Origin of the sequence: Algoriphagus sp. (genome assembly GCF_046296635.1) — a bacterium.
GTDB lineage: Bacteria > Bacteroidota > Bacteroidia > Cytophagales > Cyclobacteriaceae > Algoriphagus.
Window position 1 is genome coordinate 122,778 of sequence record NZ_JBKBKZ010000006.1, and the last position, 20,133, is coordinate 142,910.

The 20,133-nt window shown below is 41.4% G+C and carries 22 protein-coding genes; 9 read left to right on the forward strand and 13 right to left on the reverse strand.

Translation table 11 applies throughout. The features are described from left to right. The first annotated feature begins 57 nt into the window (after positions 1–57). A complete protein-coding gene (gene gldB / locus ACK4HU_RS06595) occupies positions 58–1,056 on the forward strand; it encodes a gliding motility lipoprotein GldB (RefSeq protein WP_409804559.1) in 999 nt (332 codons plus the stop codon). Between the two features lie 228 nt (positions 1,057–1,284). Here the strand turns inward: gldB and ACK4HU_RS06600 are convergent, their stop codons facing one another. Genes ACK4HU_RS06600 through nth form a run of 3 tightly spaced genes read right to left on the reverse strand, consistent with a single transcriptional unit; the run spans position 1,285 to position 4,960 of the window. Beyond that, a complete protein-coding gene (locus ACK4HU_RS06600) occupies positions 1,285–2,520 on the reverse strand; it encodes a glycosyltransferase family 4 protein (RefSeq protein WP_409804561.1) in 1,236 nt (411 codons plus the stop codon). After that, on the reverse strand, positions 2,517–4,289 hold the full coding sequence (asnB, locus tag ACK4HU_RS06605; RefSeq protein WP_409804563.1) for an asparagine synthase (glutamine-hydrolyzing): 1,773 nt from the start codon (positions 4,287–4,289) through the stop codon (positions 2,517–2,519). The genes ACK4HU_RS06600 and asnB overlap by 4 nt, the downstream gene beginning before the upstream one ends. Beyond that, positions 4,289–4,960: an endonuclease III gene (nth, locus tag ACK4HU_RS06610; protein ID WP_409804566.1), complete on the reverse strand. Its 672-nt coding sequence runs from the start codon at positions 4,958–4,960 to the stop codon at positions 4,289–4,291. The genes asnB and nth overlap by 1 nt, the downstream gene beginning before the upstream one ends. A 192-nt stretch (positions 4,961–5,152) precedes the next feature. Here nth and ACK4HU_RS06615 point away from each other — a divergent pair, with 192 nt between their 5' ends. Genes ACK4HU_RS06615 through ACK4HU_RS06625 form a run of 3 tightly spaced genes read left to right on the forward strand, consistent with a single transcriptional unit; the run spans position 5,153 to position 7,712 of the window. Then, positions 5,153–5,365, forward strand: coding sequence for a hypothetical protein (locus ACK4HU_RS06615; RefSeq protein WP_409804569.1), 213 nt, complete (start codon positions 5,153–5,155; stop codon positions 5,363–5,365). 38 nt (positions 5,366–5,403) lie between these two features. Then, positions 5,404–6,489 (forward strand): P1 family peptidase, encoded by a 1,086-nt coding sequence (locus ACK4HU_RS06620; RefSeq protein WP_409804570.1) that lies wholly within the window; start codon positions 5,404–5,406, stop codon positions 6,487–6,489. A gap of 11 nt (positions 6,490–6,500) precedes the next feature. Then, positions 6,501–7,712: a hypothetical protein gene (locus ACK4HU_RS06625; RefSeq protein WP_409804572.1), complete on the forward strand. Its 1,212-nt coding sequence runs from the start codon at positions 6,501–6,503 to the stop codon at positions 7,710–7,712. 6 nt (positions 7,713–7,718) lie between these two features. On the opposite strand, the gene ACK4HU_RS06630 is transcribed toward ACK4HU_RS06625, so the two are convergent. Next, the gene (locus ACK4HU_RS06630) at positions 7,719–9,095 is read right to left on the reverse strand and encodes a methyltransferase RsmF C-terminal domain-like protein (RefSeq protein ID WP_409804574.1); all 1,377 of its coding nucleotides are present in this window, start codon (positions 9,093–9,095) and stop codon (positions 7,719–7,721) included. A 183-nt stretch (positions 9,096–9,278) separates the two neighbouring features. Between ACK4HU_RS06630 and ACK4HU_RS06635 the strand changes: the two genes are divergently transcribed. Next, a complete protein-coding gene (locus ACK4HU_RS06635; protein ID WP_409804577.1) occupies positions 9,279–9,641 on the forward strand; it encodes a DUF1304 domain-containing protein in 363 nt (120 codons plus the stop codon). 25 nt (positions 9,642–9,666) lie between these two features. Here ACK4HU_RS06635 and ACK4HU_RS06640 read toward each other — a convergent pair whose 3' ends face one another. The 5 genes from ACK4HU_RS06640 to ACK4HU_RS06660 are packed head-to-tail and all read right to left on the reverse strand — an operon-like array spanning position 9,667 to position 13,329. Further along, on the reverse strand, positions 9,667–9,984 hold the full coding sequence (locus ACK4HU_RS06640; protein ID WP_409804579.1) for a nucleotidyltransferase domain-containing protein: 318 nt from the start codon (positions 9,982–9,984) through the stop codon (positions 9,667–9,669). Then, on the reverse strand, positions 9,954–10,346 hold the full coding sequence (locus ACK4HU_RS06645; RefSeq protein WP_409804582.1) for a HEPN domain-containing protein: 393 nt from the start codon (positions 10,344–10,346) through the stop codon (positions 9,954–9,956). Before ACK4HU_RS06645 ends, ACK4HU_RS06640 begins: the two co-directional genes overlap by 31 nt. A 55-nt stretch (positions 10,347–10,401) precedes the next feature. After that, on the reverse strand, positions 10,402–10,650 hold the full coding sequence (locus ACK4HU_RS06650; protein WP_409804585.1) for a hypothetical protein: 249 nt from the start codon (positions 10,648–10,650) through the stop codon (positions 10,402–10,404). 55 nt (positions 10,651–10,705) lie between these two features. Further along, positions 10,706–12,226, reverse strand: coding sequence for a magnesium chelatase (locus ACK4HU_RS06655; RefSeq protein ID WP_409804588.1), 1,521 nt, complete (start codon positions 12,224–12,226; stop codon positions 10,706–10,708). Positions 12,227–12,228: 2 nt separating this feature from the next. Then, positions 12,229–13,329 (reverse strand): vWA domain-containing protein, encoded by a 1,101-nt coding sequence (locus ACK4HU_RS06660; protein WP_409804590.1) that lies wholly within the window; start codon positions 13,327–13,329, stop codon positions 12,229–12,231. A gap of 461 nt (positions 13,330–13,790) precedes the next feature. Here ACK4HU_RS06660 and ACK4HU_RS06665 point away from each other — a divergent pair, with 461 nt between their 5' ends. Next, positions 13,791–14,024: a hypothetical protein gene (locus ACK4HU_RS06665; protein WP_409804593.1), complete on the forward strand. Its 234-nt coding sequence runs from the start codon at positions 13,791–13,793 to the stop codon at positions 14,022–14,024. Positions 14,025–14,074: 50 nt separating this feature from the next. Here the strand turns inward: ACK4HU_RS06665 and ACK4HU_RS06670 are convergent, their stop codons facing one another. Next, on the reverse strand, positions 14,075–14,281 hold the full coding sequence (locus ACK4HU_RS06670) for a DUF6364 family protein (protein WP_409804595.1): 207 nt from the start codon (positions 14,279–14,281) through the stop codon (positions 14,075–14,077). A gap of 76 nt (positions 14,282–14,357) precedes the next feature. On the opposite strand from ACK4HU_RS06670, the gene queG reads away from it, so the two are divergent. Continuing rightward, positions 14,358–15,305, forward strand: a complete 948-nt coding sequence (queG, locus tag ACK4HU_RS06675; protein ID WP_409804597.1) for a tRNA epoxyqueuosine(34) reductase QueG — start codon at positions 14,358–14,360, stop codon at positions 15,303–15,305. Here queG and nadC read toward each other — a convergent pair. After that, a complete protein-coding gene (gene nadC / locus ACK4HU_RS06680; RefSeq protein WP_409804600.1) occupies positions 15,286–16,143 on the reverse strand; it encodes a carboxylating nicotinate-nucleotide diphosphorylase in 858 nt (285 codons plus the stop codon). The two genes, queG and nadC, sit on opposite strands and share 20 nt — an antisense overlap. A gap of 33 nt (positions 16,144–16,176) precedes the next feature. After that, positions 16,177–16,575, reverse strand: coding sequence for a DUF4783 domain-containing protein (locus tag ACK4HU_RS06685; RefSeq protein WP_409804602.1), 399 nt, complete (start codon positions 16,573–16,575; stop codon positions 16,177–16,179). Between the two features lie 133 nt (positions 16,576–16,708). Between ACK4HU_RS06685 and gpmI the strand changes: the two genes are divergently transcribed. Then, the gene (gpmI, locus tag ACK4HU_RS06690; protein ID WP_409804603.1) at positions 16,709–18,232 is read left to right on the forward strand and encodes a 2,3-bisphosphoglycerate-independent phosphoglycerate mutase; all 1,524 of its coding nucleotides are present in this window, start codon (positions 16,709–16,711) and stop codon (positions 18,230–18,232) included. After that, entirely contained in the window at positions 18,232–18,789 is a 558-nt protein-coding gene (locus tag ACK4HU_RS06695; protein ID WP_409804605.1) for a hypothetical protein, read from the forward strand. The genes gpmI and ACK4HU_RS06695 overlap by 1 nt, the downstream gene beginning before the upstream one ends. Before the next feature lie 190 nt (positions 18,790–18,979). Here ACK4HU_RS06695 and ACK4HU_RS06700 read toward each other — a convergent pair whose 3' ends face one another. Then, a complete protein-coding gene (locus ACK4HU_RS06700) occupies positions 18,980–19,891 on the reverse strand; it encodes a Fic family protein (protein ID WP_409804608.1) in 912 nt (303 codons plus the stop codon). Positions 19,892–20,133: the final 242 nt, after the last annotated feature.

Below are 20,133 nucleotides of genomic sequence, written 5' to 3' on the forward strand. Positions count from 1 at the left end.
TGCGTTTGGATGGATTAAACTTGGATTGCTTATTTTTGAACTCGAAACATCAATCTCATGCGGCTAAATCGAATTGCTCTTCTTATTCCTGTATTGTTTTTAGCTTTTGCCTGCGGCAAAAAAAGCGAGACATGTGAACTTGATCCTGACATTTTGGATCAAGACTTGGAGGTGAATATTACCCGACTGGAAGATGAGTTTTTCGGAGCTAAAACCGCTCAGGACTTTCTTTTTTTGTTGGATAAGTACCCTGATTTTGCGAAATTTTACCTTCAGGAGAGTGTTTATTTTTCACCGGATTCACTTGCTCCCAGTCTTCTGGAGATTCATCAGGATTCTTCTTTGCGGGTTTTGTATGATTCTGTCAAGGTTGAATTTGCGGACATTTCCGATCTTGAAAACGAACTTGAAGCATCTTTCAAGGCTATCAAATATTATTTTCCCGATTTTAAAGTTCCCAAGGTGTACACCTTTGTCTCCGGATTCAATTCGGATTTGCTCATCACTGAAGACATGATTGTCATCGGTTTGGATTATTTTCTTCCGGCGGATCATACATTCCAACCCGACATCGCGCGATACATGGCAGTACGATATGAGAAAAAGTTCCTCGTACCCATGATTGTGCTGGCGATTTCCTCCAAGTACAATATCACCAACCCGGCGGATAACACCTTGCTTTCGGAAATGATCTATTATGGCAAGGCCTATCATTTTGTTAAGTCTATCATGCCTTGTACCTCGGATCAGTACATCATCGGTTATTCTCCGGAAGAAATTGCTGAATGCTTTGACAATGAAGAGTACATCTGGTCTCATTTTGTGGAGAATGAATTACTCTACGAAACCAACCCATTTGAAATCCGCAAATACATCGGAGAGGCTCCTTTTACTGATGCGATTTCTACCAAAGCTCCTGGAAGACTAGGCCGATGGCTGGGATGGAACATCGTGGATGATTACCGATCCTATCAGGATATGGATCTAGCAGTGCTGATGATGGAATCTGATGTTGAGAAGATTTTCAGGCAGTCCGGGTATCGACCGAGAAGGTAGGGAGCCCTGTTTTTGCTTTCTCTTGAAGGTGTGCAAGGGATCATACTGATTCACAAATCCTTTATTTGTCGTGAAAAGGATTGATCCTTCACAAAGCCTTGGAGTTCGAAAATAGATTGATACTAACTTTTCTCTCTTCAGAATCTTTGCGGTTAAAAAAAAGTGCTAATAGGTAGGATATGATTGATATTTAAGCTCCTAAGCCCCGCCATTCTTTTTCTGTAAATCCTAAATGTTTCTTACTCGGAACGACCTTTCACTTTCACCTTTATTCAAATTTCTGTCATCAGTAGGATTGATCACTTCCAATAGTCGGTTCACAGCGATTTCCTTTGAAAAATACGTCTCGGCAAGTTTTCTTGAGTTTTTTCCCATCAGTTCTAATTGAGCAGGGTTGTCGGCCAGGTTTTCCAGCTTTGCAAAAGCTGATTTCATCCTGCCGGGTAAACAGGAAATCCCAAGTTCATGGGTTTTCACCAAGTCAAATACCCAACCTTTATGATTGACCAAAATAGCCTTTCCTGCCGCCAAGGCATCAAAAAACTTGTTGGGACTGTTGGTTTTGAGGACTGGCAAATGAGCAAAAGATATCCATGCAAAGTCTGCAAGGCTGAGAACTGCATTTACTTTTTCCTTTGGGCCGAAAGGGATAAATCGGACATTCAAAAGGCTTTTTGAGTGAGCGATTTTCCTCAGATTTTCCTCGTGACTTCCTGTACCCATGATCAGGAAATTCCAGTCTTTCTTTTGATTTTGAGCCATTTCGGCTAATTCCAAAAGTTCTTCCACCGCATTCACTTGTCCAAGTGCACCAGTATAGGCGATGGTCAGTCCAATAGAAAGTCCAAGTTGCTGAGCGAGTTTTTGGTTTTTTTCTTCTGGATAAAAGACATTCAAATCAGAAAAATTGGGAATCAATGCTACTTCTCGCTTTGGGCTGATCTTCTGCAAATGGGCTGCTATACCCGGAGAAAGTGCGACCAAACTCAAAGCTTGATCATAAATCCGTTTCTCCAGTTCATAAAGTAACCTCTTGGTCAACGGGTTTTTGATTGCACCCACCTGTATCGGAGCTTCCGGCCAAAGATCCCGAACTTCAAAAATATACGGCAAAGCCAGCCTTTTCTTTGACCAAAGTCCGATCAATCCAGTAGTGAGAGGGGTGGATGTGATATAGAGTAAATCCGGTCTGGGAAGTTTTTTGACTAGTTTTCTGGCCTTCACGACAAACTGCCAAAACGCCCAAATGCGCTTTAAAAAGCCGAATTTTTGATCATAATTCACCGGCAAATAATGAACTCGAATTCCATCAATCCATCGCTGATCATAGTCAGGTAATTCATGTGAGGTGATCATTTCTACGCCAATTCCAGCTTCCACCAAGCCTTTGGCAAGGTGATAAGATCGAACCGCCCCACCTTGATCGGGCGTCCGAAAGTACTGATGGATGTAGATCACTTTCATAGACGCAAGTTCGACCATTCTGCCAAAAGAAACAGATTATATATCGCCAAGAATTGTGTTTTGACACCACTCTCTGGTTTTTGCAAGAGTTGACGGACAGGAGCAGAAAGGTACTGCCCATGGCTTTGGTCAAATTCCCTAAGAGAATGAAAAACTCGCATGGAGAATTCATTACTTTCGCTTAGCCATTCTTTCAGAGGCAAGCCAAATCCGAATTTTTTACGATCGGCTATCCAGCCCAAGTCGTTTTCCCGAAGGATATTTTTAATCCATGGCTTACCAAGGAGTAAATCGGGGTCCTCTACTTGCTGCCAAAGCTTAAGCATGGATACATCAAGATATGGAGAACGACCTTCGATTCCGTGTGCCATGAGTGCATTATCATGAACTTTCAGAACATCCTGTACGAGATAACCCTGTCGGTCAAAGTCCAGCATTCGCTTGTATTCCGGTAGTTTTGGATTAAATATCCGCTCATAGTCACCCATAATTTCCTGAGGTGGATTTTGTAGGGTAGAAAAATTAAGAAAGGTATGATTTGGGTCTTGCCGAATACCTGACAAGAACTTTTTCCAATTGCTACCAAAAGGGAATTTCCCAAAAAAACCTGCGCAATTGATCCAAAATGAATGCTGATCCCAATATCTGGAAAAAGCTTGGTGCCGCTGATATCCACCCCAAAGCTCATCCGCACCTGCGCCGGAAATCATGACTTTGGCATGTGATTTAGCTTTTTTACCAATCATCCAAGTCAAAAAACCAGCGGAATCGCCAATTGGAAGGTCTACCGATTGAAGGTATTCATCCCAGTTTTCCAGAAAGATTTTTTGGGTTATGTCTATCAGGTGATGGTGCGTCGGAATTTGCTTTGCAAAACGGATCGAATGATCTCCATCGGCGTATTTCGTGCGGTATTTTTTTTCTACCTGAATAGTAAAAGCTGGGAGCGGAGTTCCTGTTTTTTTATACCAAAGCGTGTACAATAAAGTACTGTCAGCACCTCCGCTGAGCAGGACTCCGACAGGAACATCGGCATGAAAATGATTCAAAACCGCTTTTTCCAAAAGTTTGGTAAAGGCTTTTTGGCTGGGAACTTCCTTTTCAACCTTTGGCATAGGCAGCGTGTCCCAACGGAAAGTGTCATGTCGGAAAAGCGTACTATATCGACCGGGTTTCCATGCACTGATTCCCCTGTGAAAAGTTTTACCTGGAGAAGGTGCCCTGAAATAAAAATAGTGTTCCACCTGCTCCCAATCCGGGGCGTGGTTTTGAAGAGATGCAATCCCTCTAACCTCGGAGGAAATGACTAATCTATCTGGACTTTGAGCGTAATAGAGTGGTTTTTCGCCATTACGATCCCTTGCGACCAAGACTGATTTACTAATCAAATCGACATAGACGAGGGCAAACATTCCATTCAGTTTTTCCAGCCCTTTGGCTCCAAAAACGCGGATGTAATGAAGCAATACCTCAGTGTCAGACTGCGTGATAAATTCAATTCCCATTTTTGAAAGTAACTTCCGTAGTTCATGGAAATTATAAATCTCACCATTGAAGATGAGGAGACTTTTTCCATCACCCGACCAAAATGGCTGATCTGCATCGGGTCCCGGATGGAGAATTTTAAGACGATTTACTCCGATCCAAAGCCCTGCCCAAGGGGAATAAATCGCTTCCTGATCAGGTCCTCGATGACGGGAACTTGATACTAGTTTTTGAATGGCTGTTTTATTGGCGCCTTTGCCCCAAATGAGGTGAATCCCGCACATTATGGATTCGCTCCTTCCTTTGCCATTTTGAGTTGGGTTTTCTCAAAATACTTGCAAAAATGAGTGAGTGTACATTCTTCACATTTTGGTCTTCTAGCGAGGCAGACATATCTACCATGTAAAATCAACCAATGATGGGCAATATGAATGTGTTGTTTGGGGATATGCTTGATCAATTGCTTCTCCACTTCCAGCGGAGTGTTAGCTGTCATCGGAACAAGCCCGAGTCGACGTGAAACTCGAAAGACATGGGTGTCGACGGCCATATTTGGTTGGTTCCAGACGACTGAGGTGATGACATTTGCGGTTTTGCGGCCTACTCCGGGTAGCTTCACCAGTTCGTCAACAGTGGAGGGTATTTCTCCATTAAAATCCTCCATCAGCATTTTCCCTAGGCCGATCAAGTGTTTGGTTTTATTGTTTGGGTAGGAAATGGAGCGGATGTAGGGAAAAAGCTCATCAAAGTGTGTGGCCGCCAGGTGTGCGGCTGTGGGAAAATGTTTGAAAAGTTCCTGGGTTACGATGTTTACCCGTTTGTCAGTGCATTGGGCAGAAAGGACGACGGCGACTAAAAGCTGAAAGGGATTTTCGTATTGAAGTTCCGTTTCAGCAATCGGCATGTTGGTTGAAAAGTGGGTGATAAAAGCCTCGTATCGTTGTTTTTTGAGCATGAATAAATTCTAGTTGTAAAGGGAGCTTAAGATAGTTATAATTGGAATATTGTCCCGATGATTATCGGGATGGAAAATTGAAAAATTAAGAGTCAATTCATCAATGCTTAAAAAAAACACTAGTTATTTCACCCATCTTCAATTATATGGTTTTGGGAGCTTTTGGGTATATTTAGAAAAAATCATAAGGTAATGGAAGCGATCATTTTAAAAAGTAAGTCTCCAAAAAGTTTAGAGAAAATTAAAGAACTAGCAAAAACGCTTGGCGTGGAGTTTTCTATAATTGATAGCAAAATAGCTGAAGATTTATCCCTTGCAAATGCTATTGAAGTTGGAAAAACAGGAGAATACATCGATTTAGCTGATTTTTTAACCGAGTTGAAAAACGAAAGGACTGATAATTGAAAAAAAGTCTTTTATTATTCCTGTTGAATTTTACTTTTATGATTGGTTTCTCCCAAAACCGACCCCGCGAATTAGGTGTTCCCTTTGGCATTTTGCCCACGGGGCCGCTTAATTCGATCACTGATGTAGAAGGATTGAAAGTGGGGCATTTCACGAAGATTGAAGGTGAAAATATCCGCACTGGCGCAACTGCAATTCTACCTCACTACGGTAATCTTTTTCAGGAAAAAGTACCTGCAGCAATCTTTGTAGGAAACGGCTTTGGCAAGCTTGCGGGGGTCACCCAAGTTCAGGAACTGGGAACGCTGGAATCTCCGATCATTCTCACCAATACCTTAAGTGTAGCGGCAGGAATTGAGGGAGTCGTCAAGTACACTTTGGCGCAGGCAGGAAATGAAACTGTCCAATCTGTTAATGCACTAGTTGGTGAAACCAATGATGGTTATTTGAATGATATCCGAGGAATGCACATTTCCTCGGATGAAGTCATTGAAGCTGTTCAAAATGCCAAAGTGGGATCTGTGACCGAAGGAAATGTCGGTGCCGGAACGGGCACGGTCTGCTTTGGCTGGAAAGGTGGAATTGGAACTTCGTCAAGGAGATTACCGGAAAGTCTGGGTGGATACACCGTCGGAGTATTGGTACAAACCAACTTTGGCGGAAATCTGCAGATTGCGGGAGTTCCCGTCGGAGAAAAGTTGGGAAAATATCCCTTCAAGGATGCACTAGAAAAATCTGATGGCAGTTGCATGATTGTGGTGGCCACTGATGCTCCGGTTTTGGAGCGAAACCTGGAACGAATGGCTCAGCGAGCAATGATGGGATTAGCAAAGACCGGTGGGATTGCTTCTAATGGTTCGGGGGATTATGTCATTGCTTTTTCTACAGCCGAAGGACTTCGGATTCCTCATTCTATTCCAGCCCAATCACTTCAAAAAGCTGAATTTATTGGAAATGATGACATGACTGCGCTCTTTCTGGCGGTAATCGAAGCGACTGAAGAAGCAATTATCAATTCACTTTTTGCTGCAGAGAATATGACCGGAAAAGATGGAAGAACCGTAGAGAAACTTCCAAAGGAAAAAGTTTTGGAATGGATTAAAATTCAGCAAATTAGAAACTGAAATATTTTCTAATGGAAGACGCAGGTATTAAAAAACAGCATGATCTGACTTGGTTGGAAAACTTGCAAAAGAATAGCTGGGAGCCTGAAGTAATTATCTCAGGTATTTCCTTGGCAGTTTTATTCATAATTCCATCCCGTCTTTTTGAATATTCGGTAGTTTTGATTCAGGACTATGGCTTGGAGCAAATTCCCGCCCTCCTGGTTATATTGTATTTTTCATTGATCATTTCTGTATTCAAGATTTTCTTGATTTCCCATTTACTTCTTCGGTTTATGTGGGCGGGAATGTTGGGGATTACCTATGCATTTCCAGAAGGTGTTTTAAAAGGAAAGCTTTTTAAATTTTCTCAAAATGTAGAATACAAACACCCCAATCACTTTCTTCTTAAACTGGAGCGCTGGTGTAGTATGGCTTATGGTTATCCCTTGACCATTGCGATTCCCCTTTTTTCTATCACTGTTTACCTAATACTATTAATCATAGTTTATCTTTTTTTTCAGCTCGATTTTCAAATTATATACTTTGTTTTCATGGTCTCCTTTGTTGTTCTTTTTTTGGTTGTTTTGATTTTAAATAAATCAGGAATTTCAAAAACTATGATTGCCGGATTGAATGGAACCATTGGTGCTGTTTACACAAGCCACCTAGGCAAATGGACAACACTTTCCTTTTCGTTGGGTCTGTTTCTTGCAGCTATACCTTTTGTATTGTCTGATTTAACTGGATTTTCCCAATATCAGCCAATTTCAAACCTTGAGGAAGAGTTTTATGATTGGCCAGAGCAATCCCGGTATTTTGAAGAGTATAATTCCGTTCCTGTCAGATTCCCCAGGGTCTGGACCGAAACTAAGTCGGTAAATTCTGATCAGTTAAACCTGTACCTAGCAAGATATTCCAGGGATGAATTGGACTTACCCAAACTTCAGGTTCTTTTAGCCGGTAAATTTGATACACTTCAATGGGGTGCTTTGGAAAAAGTAGAGGACACTTACCGAATTTTTCTAAATGACTCCTTAATTCAAACTGAAAATTGGTTTCCTATCACCTCTGGTCTTACGGGTCAAAAAGCATTCTTTGGAACTATCCCCATAAGCCATCTTGAAAGCGGAATTCATGAAGTACGGGTTGAAAGGCTTACTTACGTTGGACCTTTCCTTAGTATCGGAAATGAACCACGCCATCGAAAGCGTTGGGCAAGATTCCATTTCATTAAGCAATAGTACTAACTACATCCTAATTCTCCACTCTTTCGGAAAGTAGTTATTCAGGCGATTGCCGAGATTCTTGACCCAGCCAAGCGGGAGGTTTTGATAGGTCATTAATACCCAGCCAAGGGGCAAGTCATCTATTTCCTGATCGTTTTTTCGGAGAAAATCCAATGCTTGGTCCAAATGGAGTTCGTAAGTAGCGAATCCATTTTTAGGAAAAGTGGACAAAGCCCATTCGTGCGAAGGTATCCAGTCATTTTTCTGTTTTTTGCCTAGCTCAACTCCAAAGTAACGCAAACTTAGATGCAAGGCAATGCGCTCAAAATGCCTGAAGAATTTTTGATCGATCCTAAAAATTGAGTCGTTGAGACTGTAATATTTCCCTTTCCCTTGAAAGCCTAATTCTGAATCAAAGCCAATTTCCTCCCGCTCATTGATGGATTTCAAAACTGCGTGTTTGAAGTCTTTTATCTTTCCAGGTTCTTGGGAAGAAGCGGAATCTGGCCGTTTTAGAATTGTGATAAAGAAGCCCTCACCTATTACTTTATGCGGGAAAAAACGATATCCGAAGAATCTCCCGTCGGGCGTTTCCACCTGAGATTCTACGATATTCCAACTCGGATCGAGTGGAATTTGAACGGGTTCAAAAGCGAATTCCTCTGTAAGAAATTTGACCATTTCCTCATTTTCCTGCTCGTTGAAAGTGCAGGTGGAATAGATCAAGTATCCGCCTCCCTTAACCAAAGCACCGGCTTTGTCCATGATTCGCCTCTGCCGGGAAGAGCACAGCATTACATGATCGGGAGACCATTCTTCCCTGGCTTGAGGATCTTTTCGAAACATCCCTTCTCCGGAACAGGGCGCATCCACCAAGACCAAATCAAAAAAACCTTCCAAAGGCTCAAAGTGATCTGGGTCGTTGTTGGTCACAATGATATTTCCCAAACCCCATTTGATAGCGTTTTCCTTCAAAATCTGAGCACGGGATTGAATGACTTCATTGGCTACCAACATCCCTTCGTTTCCCAAAAAGGTAGAAAGTAAAGTGCTTTTTCCACCGGGTGCGGCTGCCAAATCGAGATAAATTCCTTTAGGAATCTGAAGGCTATGGAGAATATGCTCTATAAACATGGAAGAGGCTTCCTGCACGTAATAAGCCCCGGCCTGAAATGCGGGGTCAAGGGTGAAGCTGGGTCTGTCCTTCAAAAAAAAGCCATGTTCTGACCATGGAATTGGAGTCATGGGCCAGTTTGGGGTAAGTGGCTTTGCCGGATTGAGACGAATTGCGGTACGAGGAGATTGGTTGACTGCGGCTTTGAATTCTCCGAATTCTTCTTTTCCCAAAAGAGAAATCATCTGAGACTCGAAGGCATTCGGCAGCTGGATGTCGGACATGGGACAAAGATAGTGATCGGTAAGCAGTCGCAGAAGGCAGAAATGAAGTCAGAATGCTAAAGTATGAAATCTGAAAGCCCCGAACGAGAAAGGGCTTTTGCTTATTGCAAACTGAGACTTCCTACTTGAAATTTTGTAACTGTAAGGATAAAAATCTTAACTTAATTATCAAATCTCGACTCCATGGAACTCCTCACAAATATCGTCATCGGCTTGGTTGCCGCACTTCATTTGTATTTTTTATGGTTTGAAATGTTTGCTTGGGAGACTACCGGGAGGAAAATCTTCCGGCAAATGCCGGCAGAACTATTTCCAAAAACAAAGGCTTTGGCAGCAAATCAGGGTTTGTACAATGGGTTCTTGGTAGCAGGGCTGATTTGGTCCTTGGTTATTGCAGATCCGGTTTGGGCGGATAAAGTGGCCTTGTTTTTTCTGACCTGTGTGCTGATCGCAGGGATTTATGGAGCGATCACTGCGAGTAAAAAAATCTTTTATGTACAAGGTTTGCCTGCGCTGGTGGGGATTGTGTTGATTTTGATCGGCTGATTTTGATTTACTGCTGAACTTAAAATCAAGCAATTTGGATTCCTGATTCCTTGACTTTTGTAACCAAAGGAGAGTTTTCCGAAGTCTCATAATTTTTGGTTCCAATTATAATGGGCTCGATTTTAGAACTGACTTTACTTGTTAGACGCCATATTTTTCCAACCAATCTGTCATTTGATTCTTCAAATCCATCCGAAACCAGTAAAACATCAATATCGCTTTCTTCGGAGGCAGAGTTGTCGCTATAACTTCCATATAGGAAAGCTTTATTGACTGAAATTCCCTCTGCTCGAAGGATTTCAATGTATTTTTTCAGTAATTGGATAACCTCTCCTTGAGCCATGATAATTGCTTTTTTGTCTCTATCAAATATTCTTTAACAACTCGAAGATCTGGAATAAACGGCTGATATCCAGGATATCTTCCTTCCAATTGATATTTCATCAACACTCCGAAAAATTCTAAAGTGTCATTACTAAGTGCAAGGTTAGATTTTTCAGAAAGATATATCAAGTTATGTGTTTTGGGAGCTAATTCACATGTGACTTTGACCACATGCGCTTTGAGGGCTTTTTCTACAACCAAATGACAAAAAAACAATCCATGTAAGCACCTACTCTTTTCAATAAGAATACTGGCAACTTCAAGATCTTCTACAGCTCCGTTGATCCAATATTCTATCTGTTTTTCAATGTTTATTCCCATGACTATTGAATTTGGAAACTTTTAGATCAAGAAATCTTTTCTGACCAAAAAATCTTCATAGAATTCTGCCAGCTTTGATTCGGTTTTCGAGTTCTTCTTGAGAAATAATTCGACCTGACTTTATATCCTCCTCCGCTTCAGCCACACAATTTTCAAATTCCTCCATTGACATTGGAGAAAGTGTCTTTTGATAGGCATCAAAAACCGTTTTCTTCCGAATAGACTCTAATTGATCCAAAATCTCCTCATCCTGAAGATTGGATAGCCAAGTTATTAAATCGATTTTTTTCTCTGCGGTACTCATGGTATTGAAATTTTAAAATTCAATTTAACAAAAAAAAGAGGCTTTCGCCCCTTTCTTAATTGTCATCCTCATCTTCGAAATCATCGTCTTCATTCATATCAAACATCGAACTGAATAGGTCCTTGAACTGAAGTCCTGTGTCCAATAATTTTTTACTGAGTTGGGAATACTCGGCCAGTCCGTGAAGCGCAAATTCCATGAAGAATTCCTTCTCTTTTTCAGGTAGGTTTTTCACCAATTGAGTGACAACCTCTTCCAATCCCGGCACAGAGTGAAGTAAGCTTTTGTATTGTTTGTCCGGTTGAGATGCTAAAATGTCAAGTACATTTCCTTCCCCAAACCAAGCCAAAGGAAGGATATAGGGATTACCGTTTTTGTCTTTTTTACTTTGCTCAGGAGAAGGAAAATAGTTGATAAACTGAGTCCGGATCGCTTTTCCAATCAAATTGTATGCAACTAATCCTGCACCTTCTTGCTCGCCTTCGTAGACCAGTTCCACTTTTCCTGTAATAGCAGGAATGACACCGATCAAATCTGCAATTCGAACCATCGTGTTGGTTTCACCATTCATGTAGAGTCTTCGCTCCGCTGCTGAAATCAGGTTTTCGTAGGCCGAAATGGTTAATCGGGCTGAAACCCCACTTTTTTCATCCACAAATTCAGAACCTCTCGCTTCTATCGCAATCTGCTCGATGAGATCTTTCATCAGTTCGGGCACAAAGATGTTTTCCACAGGCTTGCCCTTCAGATTCGCTTCTTGAGCTGTAATCCGACGACCGATTTCGATGGACTTTGGATAGTGGGTTATGATCTGACTTTCGATTCGATCTTTCAGTGGAGTCGCTATACTTCCTCGATTGGTATAATCTTCAGGATTTGCGGTAAAGACAAACTGTATATCCAGCGGCAATCTGAGTTTGAAACCTCTAATTTGTATATCACCTTCCTGCAAAATATTAAACAATGCCACCTGAATTCTAGCCTGCAAGTCAGGCAATTCATTGATGACGAAAATGGATCTGTGCGATCTTGGCACGAGTCCATAATGGATTACCCGCTCATCGTTGTAGCTGAGTTTCATGGTCGCTGCTTTGATCGGATCCACGTCACCAATTAAGTCGGCAACAGAAACGTCAGGAGTTGCGAGTTTTTCGGTGTACCGATCATTCCGATGCCACCAGATAATAGGTGTATCGTCACCTTTTTCCTCGATCAGATCTTTTGCAAAAGTGGATAGCGGTTGCAATGGATCATCATTTAGTTCCGAGCCAAAAACTACAGGCACATACTCGTCCAGTAGATGAGTCATCATGCGAGCAATCCGAGTTTTCGCCTGACCACGAAGACCAAGTAAATTGATATTGTGGCGGGAAAGGATAGCCCGCTCAATGTCCGGAATGACAGTGTCTTCATATCCCCAAATCCCTTCAAAGACATTTTCTTTTCGTTTGATTTTCAGAATTAGATTATCACGAAGTTCTTCTTTGATGGATTTTGAGGTATATCCGGAGGCTTTGAGCTGTCCGAGCGTTCTGATTTGTAAGAGTTGTTGACCAGTTAGTTTTTGGTAGTCCATGCTTAGAAGCGTTTGGTTCGGTTTCGTCTGTAATCTTCAAAAATTAAATCTCCAAGGCCTTTCAGGCTGGAGTAATAGGCATTTCCATTGTTTACTTTGGTGAATTCTTTCACGAATTCTTTCAGATATGGATCTGAAGCAATCATGAAAGTCGTCACGGGAATTTTCAGCTTACGGCATTGAGCGGCCAGTTTCAGCGTTTCAGCCAAGATTTTGCTGTCAATCCCAAAAGCATTTTTGTAATATTTGATCCCCACTTTCAGGCAGGTTGGTTTGCCATCGGTGATCATGAAGATCTGTTTGTTCGGGTTTTTGCGCCGGCGAAGTAAATCCATAGCAAGTTCCAGACCTGCGACAGTGTTGGTGTGATAAGGTCCAACTTGCAGGTAAGGCAAGTCTTTGATTTCGATTTGCCAAGCATCATTTCCAAAAACGATTATGTCGAGCGTATCTTTTGGATAGCGGGTTTTGATGAGTTCAGCAAGCGCCATCGCTACTTTTTTGGCAGGAGTGATCCGATCTTCACCGTATAGAATCATCGAGTGCGAAATGTCAATCATTAGCACAGTGGAAGTCTGTGATCGAACTTCATTTTCCATCACTTCCAAGTCATCCTCGGTAAGTAGAAAATCGCCCGAAAAACCATGATTTGCCTGCGCATTTCTAAGGGAATCGGTCAAAGCGATTTGATCGAGGTTATCTCCAAATTCGAAAGCACGACGGTCGGTACCACGCTCATCACCAGTTCCGGAATGAGTGGTTTTGTGCTGACCGGATTTGCTACGTTTGAGTTTACCAAAGATTTCCTCCAAGGCATTTTTTCGGATATTCTGCTCTGCTTTTCCGGTGATCTTTAATTCGCCTTTTTGATTTTCCTCGGTGAGATAACCTTTTGATTTCAGATCATCTATAAAATCACCAATCCCATAATTTGGATTAGCCATGTTGTAACGCTTGTCGAGGTTGGTCAGCCAACTCAAAGCTTCCGCGACATCTCCACCTGTCATGGTGACGAGTTGAAGGAAAACATTCAGAAGGTTTTCGAACGTGTTCTTCTCCGGATCCTGTGGAGGTATGTACTGAGTAAAGCGAAAGCCTTTCATTTTTAAGAAATTAGATACAAGAAGCAAGAGACAAGATATAGTAGCAAGTAGAAGGTATCAAGTATCAAGAAGTTGTCAAAGAGGATATAGGGTTTCTAACAAAGGGAAGGGCAGTGGAGTTTACTATTTTCATCAAATTTCAAAAAAAGATGATATAGAGCCAGCCTGAGTCAGATAGGCAGAACCCTAGCAAACAAACTGGGGTGTTTTCCGAATAGAGCCTGCCTGAGGAGACAGGCATAATTTGTGCAACACAAATAGAGATTAATTAGCCAATTCAGGTCTAAAATAGCCTTGATAGTAATCGGAGGGCTGTTGTTAAAATGCAATTATAAACCGATGCAATCGAGCCTGCCTGTGGCAGACAGGCATGACGAAAGCGCCACAAATCGGGATGTTTATCCAATATGCGAGATTCAACCGGTTTGTAGGTATGGCTTCAAAAGAAAATTATAAAAAAAATGAAAAACTATCTTCAGGTTGTAGGAATAGTGACGGGGGTATTGATACTTTTCATCACACTGATTCAGTTTAACGTGGCATTACCACTGATTTGGGCGATATTTTTGGTAGGTCCGTTCTTGGTTTTGTGGATGGTGTGGGCGGTATTAACAGCTCCCGTGGATATCAAAGAAACTTTTGAGGATCAATGGTATCAGGATAGACCTGATTTGAAGAGATTGGAGGAAAGCTAATCTATATCATCCAATTTTTTTCGTAGAGTCTCGATAATTAGATCTTTATTCTACTTTTCCTGTTCTTTAATTGATGTATGTTTTTTCATCCGTTCCCGAAAACGGTTCACCGCTGACTGGATAGCTAGATGATCTTCTTCCAAGGCTTCAAGTTTCCTAGAAAACAGTTCAGAAAGTGAAATACCCTGACTTTTGGCTAAAGCTTTAGCGTGATCAGCAATTTCCTTTTCTACTGTGAGAGTAATCCTTTTTTTCATCGCAGATTATTTAGAGTCTTAGAAATTTAGCCTTTTTCTAAAGTAAAATCCAGATTCCAGCTAATTTCGAATCACAATGACTCCCACCGATAAAAACTCCCAAACAATCAAATCCACCGCCCATCGATTGGGTTTTGACTTTTGTGGGATTGCCAAGGCGGAATTTTTGGAGGAGGAAGCACCTCGATTGGAGGAATGGCTCAATAGGAATTATCATGGAAAAATGGGCTACCTCGCTAACCATTTCGATAAAAGACTGGATCCCACCAAACTCGTCGAAGGCGCTAAAACTGTCGTTTCGCTGATTTATAATTATTATCCAGTTCAAAATCTTCCTGAAGGAAAGTCGGATATCAAACTCGCTAAATATGCCTATGGGGCCGATTACCATGATGTGATTCGCGACAAATTGAATGAATTTTTGGAATTGCTTCGCGAAGAAATTGGCGAAATCAACGGCCGATCTTTTGTTGATTCTGCACCTGTCATGGAGCGACAATGGGCAGAGAAAGCCGGATTGGGCTGGATTGGAAAAAACAGCCTTTTGCTCAATCGGGAGATGGGAAGTTTCTTCTTTTTGGCGGAGTTGATTATTGATTTGGAGGCTACGCCGGATTTACCGCTGGCAAAAGATTACTGTGGTACTTGCACAGCTTGCATTGATGCTTGTCCGACTGATGCCATTGTACAGGCTGGTGTAGTAGATGCGTCGCGATGTATTTCCTATCTGACTATCGAACTCAAGGAAGCTATACCCGATGAGTTTGCCGGAAAGATGGAAAATTGGGCTTTTGGCTGCGATATCTGTCAGGACGTTTGTCCCTGGAATCGTTTTTCCAGGCCGCATCAGGAACCGGCATTCCAGCCAAATAGAGAATTGGGAAATTTTACTAACCGGGACTGGATTGAAATGACTGAGGAGACCTTCAAGAGAGTTTTTCCAAAATCTGCAGTGAAAAGAACAAAGCTCTCTGGACTGAAGCGAAATGTGGATTTTTTGAACTTTAAAAGGCCTTCAGACTGATATCCAAACTGCTTACAGAGTGTGTTAAAGCACCCATGGAGATGTAATCCACCCCACATTCGGCGACAGCGGCGAGCGTTTCTTCAGTGATGCCTCCGGAGGCTTCTGTGGAATATTTTCCGTCAATCATTGACACGGCCTCTCTCATGGTGGCATAATCCATATTATCGAGCATGATGTAGTCTATTCCACCTACCTCCAAGACTTGACGGACTTCATCCAAATTGCGCGTTTCTATCTCGATCTTCAGGTTAAGATTATTTTCCTGTAGGTAATTTTTGGTTCGCTCGATCGCTGCTCGTATTCCTCCCGCAAAGTCGACATGGTTATCTTTTAACATCACCATATCATAGAGCGCAAATCGGTGATTGACGCCGCCGCCAATGAGAACCGCCCATTTTTCCATCAAACGGAAATTAGGTGTAGTCTTTCGAGTATCCATCAACTTTGCCTTAGTATGAGAAATCAGCTGACTAAGCCAATTAGTTTTGGTGGCGATGGCACTCATTCGTTGCATACAGTTGAGCACTAGCCTCTCAGCGGATAAAATGGAGGCCGAAGGTCCAAAAACAGTAAGTCCAATATCTCCGGCATTTACCTGGTCTCCGTCTTTTTTGAAAAACTCCACTTCCAGCCTAGGATCCACAGCTTTGAAGATCTCTCCGGCCAGTTCTACTCCAGCCAGAATTCCATCATCCTTGATTAAAAGTTTGGCCTTGCCTGTTTTTCCCGCAGGGATGGAAGCCAAAGAAGAATAATCTCCAGGGCCAATGTCCTCAAGGAGTGCAGATTGAATGAATTTTTGGAGAGACTCCGGAGTCAGATAAGCGGGCTTCATGGCCCAAAAATAGCCAAAATGAGCGGCTAAAAACTAGCTTTTTACGAAATCAAGGCTGTAAACCCTAAATCCGGAACCATTTTGAGAAACTTTAATAAAAACTTTAAATAATCCCTGATTGGTCGAATACTCACCGATGTAAGTACTGAGACTTCCTGGGTTCTCGTTTTGGAAAATCAGAGCAAATCCAAGGGAAGGATTTTTCTTAAAAAAATCTCTCAAAATGATCTCAGCTTGGCTTTTAGAATACTCTCCTTGCTGTCCATTGACATTCATGGAGATGCTTGAATCGAAAAATCGTACTAATTCGCTACTTGAACCACTGCTAATAGCCGATACAATTGGGTCAATAGATTTCTCTGTATTCAACCCAGGATCAGGGGAATAGAACCACAAAAAAGCTGAAAGTAAAAGACTTAAAACTTGCATCATGCTCATTTGGCAAAATCTAAGCCAAAAAAGGTGAGTAGAAGTTCATTTTTCAGAATAGAAAAATCAAGTGGACAAGTGGTGTCAGAAAAGATTCCAGGGGAAAGTTTGGATTGAAAAGTAATATATTTGCCCCATGGACAAGAAAGTTTTATTGATGATTTTGGACGGTTGGGGTATTGCCACCAATCCAGCAGTTTCTGCAATTGACAAAGCTAAAACGCCTTTTGTAGATAGTCTTTTCACTAAATATCCTCATGCTACACTCGAGGCCTCAGGTCTTGCTGTCGGATTGCCTGAGGGCCAAATGGGCAACTCCGAAGTCGGTCACATGAATATCGGTGCTGGCAGAGTCGTCTATCAGGATCTTGTCAAAATCAATCTTGCCGTTCAAAACGGGGAACTGAAAACTCATCCTGTTTTGGCTGATGCTTTTGCCAAAGCAAAGGCCGCAGGCAAAAAAGCTCATTTCATGGGATTGGTTTCTGACGGAGGAGTCCATGCTCATATCAATCATTTGAAAGGACTTTGTGATGCTGCAAAGTTTCATGGAATGGAGCAAGTTTTCATCCATGCATTCACTGATGGCCGTGATACTGACCCAAAGGGAGGTATAAATTATTTAAGCAACCTTCAGGATTTTTTGAAAGACTCAGTGGGAAAAATAGCTTCAGTAATTGGGAGATATTATGCCATGGATCGTGACAATCGTTGGGAGCGAGTCAAACTTGCCTATGATGCGATGGTGAGAGGTGAGGGCGAAAAGTCCAAAGACATACTTGCAGCAATTAAAAAATCATACGCCAATAATGTGACGGACGAGTTTATTCGCCCGATAATTCATGTAGGGCCAAATAATAAACCCCTTGCCACAATGGAGGAAGGCGACTTGGTGATTTGCTTCAATTTCAGAACAGATCGAGGTCGTGAAATCTCTCAAGTTCTGACTCAGAAGGATTTTGAGGATTTTAACATGAAAAAGCTCAATGTGGATTATATAACCTTCACCCATTACGATCATACCTTTGTAGGAGTGGAGGTACTTTTTGAAAAGGACAATCTCAATAATACGATCGGAGAAGTCCTGGAAAGAGCAGGGAAAAAGCAAATCCGAATCGCCGAGACTGAAAAATACCCGCATGTGACGTTTTTCTTTTCCGGAGGAAGGGAAACAGAATTTATTGGAGAAAGCAGGATTCTTTGCCCATCACCGAAGGTGGCTACCTACGATCTCAAACCTGAGATGAGTGCTTTTGAGATTGCTTCAAAGATCAATGCCGAACTGAAAAGGAAAAGTGCGGATTTTATCTGTCTTAATTTTGCGAATGCAGACATGGTCGGACATACCGGAGATTTTGATGCAGCGGTCAAAGCCTGTGAAGCTGTTGATACCTGTGCAGAAAGTGTAGTGACAACAGCCTTGGCCAATGGATACACAATCATTGTCATCGCAGATCACGGCAATTCCGATATGATGATCAATGAGGATGGCACTCCCAATACTGCTCATACGACCAACCTAGTTCCATTTATCATGGTTGATGGTACTGAGCAAATGCCGGTGGAAGATGGAAAATTGGGTGATTTGGCTCCTACGATTCTAAAATTAATGGGAATCGAAATCCCTTCAGAAATGACCGGAGATATACTTGTGAAGTAATGAATTTGAAGTCATATTTTACCTTTTGTTTAATTGCTTTGGTCAGCTTTTCGTGTGTCACGGGAGAAGAAGGGGGAAAAATGGAAAAGCTTCCTTATTTCAACCTGATTGGATTCATTGATGTAGAAATTGCGAAAATTGACGGTGCTGCGGTGACTAAAACGTCCAGAATTAATGGAGAAGAGAAGATCGTGGATGTAGTTTATTCATCCCAAGATTGGAAAGAAGAGTTTTTGGCTTTTTATCGAGCGGATATCAATGCTCCATCACTTGCACGTGCATATTCCACAGACACAAAACATGACTATTTGATCCATAAGCTTTCGCCTGGGGAAAAGGGAAAGGTAAAGGAGATCACAATAAAATATACCAATGATTATCCTTCTTCTATTAAATTTCGAATGGCTGAGGAAAATTTATTTTTTTCCACAACTTCCCATGGAGAGTTTTATATGAATCTCGCCACAAATAAGTTGGATCATTACTCAATTGAAACCACGCAGAAGGTCTGGTTTCTGAAGCCAACCAATATCAAGGTTGCGGGTGTTGTTAAATAGTAATTAAATCACCTAAAAAGGCCTGTGAATTTCGTTTTTACGGGCCTTTTTGCTTTGATTCTATTGGATGGTTGTCGGTTTATAGCTATACACCGTCATTAATTTTTAGAACTGAACTTCAATAATAGAACAAACCTTGCATTTAGCATCTCACTTTCATGGAAGCAGAACGCCACTTCTTATCATTGTTTTATTTTATAGTATAACTCACATTTCGTCCGCGACCTTGTTTTTCAATCAATCCTATATCAATCAACTTCGGCAAAATACGTTTTATAGTTGGTGAAGGTATTCCCAATTTTTCAGCAATTTCTCCCGACTGAATGTTCGGACGGTTTTGAATAATTGTGAAAATTGATTTTTCCTTTGGCGAAAGTTGTGTTTCAAAACCGCTTTTATTCAATTTAGTCATCAGCTGCGATTGAATATTTGACAAGCAACTCAAAAAGAACTGCATCCAATCGGTAACATCTTCGTTGGGGCGTTGTGCCTGACAACTTCTTAAAACCTGATAATATTCGCTTTTTCTGTTTTCAATTTCGTGCTCAAAACTCACATATTGAATCCATTTATAACCATTTTTGAGTAACAAAAGAGTTGAAATCAAACGGCTCAACCTTCCGTTTCCGTCTTGGAAAGGATGAACGCTCAAAAAATCATAGACAAATGAGGCTAATTTAATTAAGGGGTGTACCTCCATTTCAGAATTATACCAATTAATCAAAGCCTTTATAGAATCTTCGGTTGCAAATCCCGGTTCAGTGGTTTGAAAAATTATTTGTCGTGTACCGTCAGGAAATGAGGCTTCCACAGCGTTGCTATGCACCTTGTAATTACCTCTATGCCATTCGTCTTTGACACTATACTTCATCAACCTGTTGTGTAAAGCTTTGATATGACTTTCGGTAAGATTGATAGTTGAGTAAGATTCAGAAACCAAATCCAACACTTCAAAATAACCGACTACTTCCTGGGAATCTCTGTCGGTAAGTTTTGTAATGTCAATTTTTTGAAGTAACACATCAACCTCCTCATCGCTCATTTTGTTGCCTTCAATGCGGTTTGAAGCTCCAACGCTTCGTACCGTAGCAATGCTTTTCAACTCTTTGAGGCTTTGTCCTTCTTTTCGTTCAATGGCTGTCCAATTTGCATCAAAGCGGTCTAATTCACTGATTAGATTAATCAGTTTCCAATCAATATTCAGTTTAAAACTATATACCCCAATACCCATTATGATACGATTTGATACGCAAAAATACGATTATGATTTGAATCTGCACACACAAAATGAAACGATTTGATACGTTTAGATTTGATTATGATATGGAAAAGATTATCCTACTT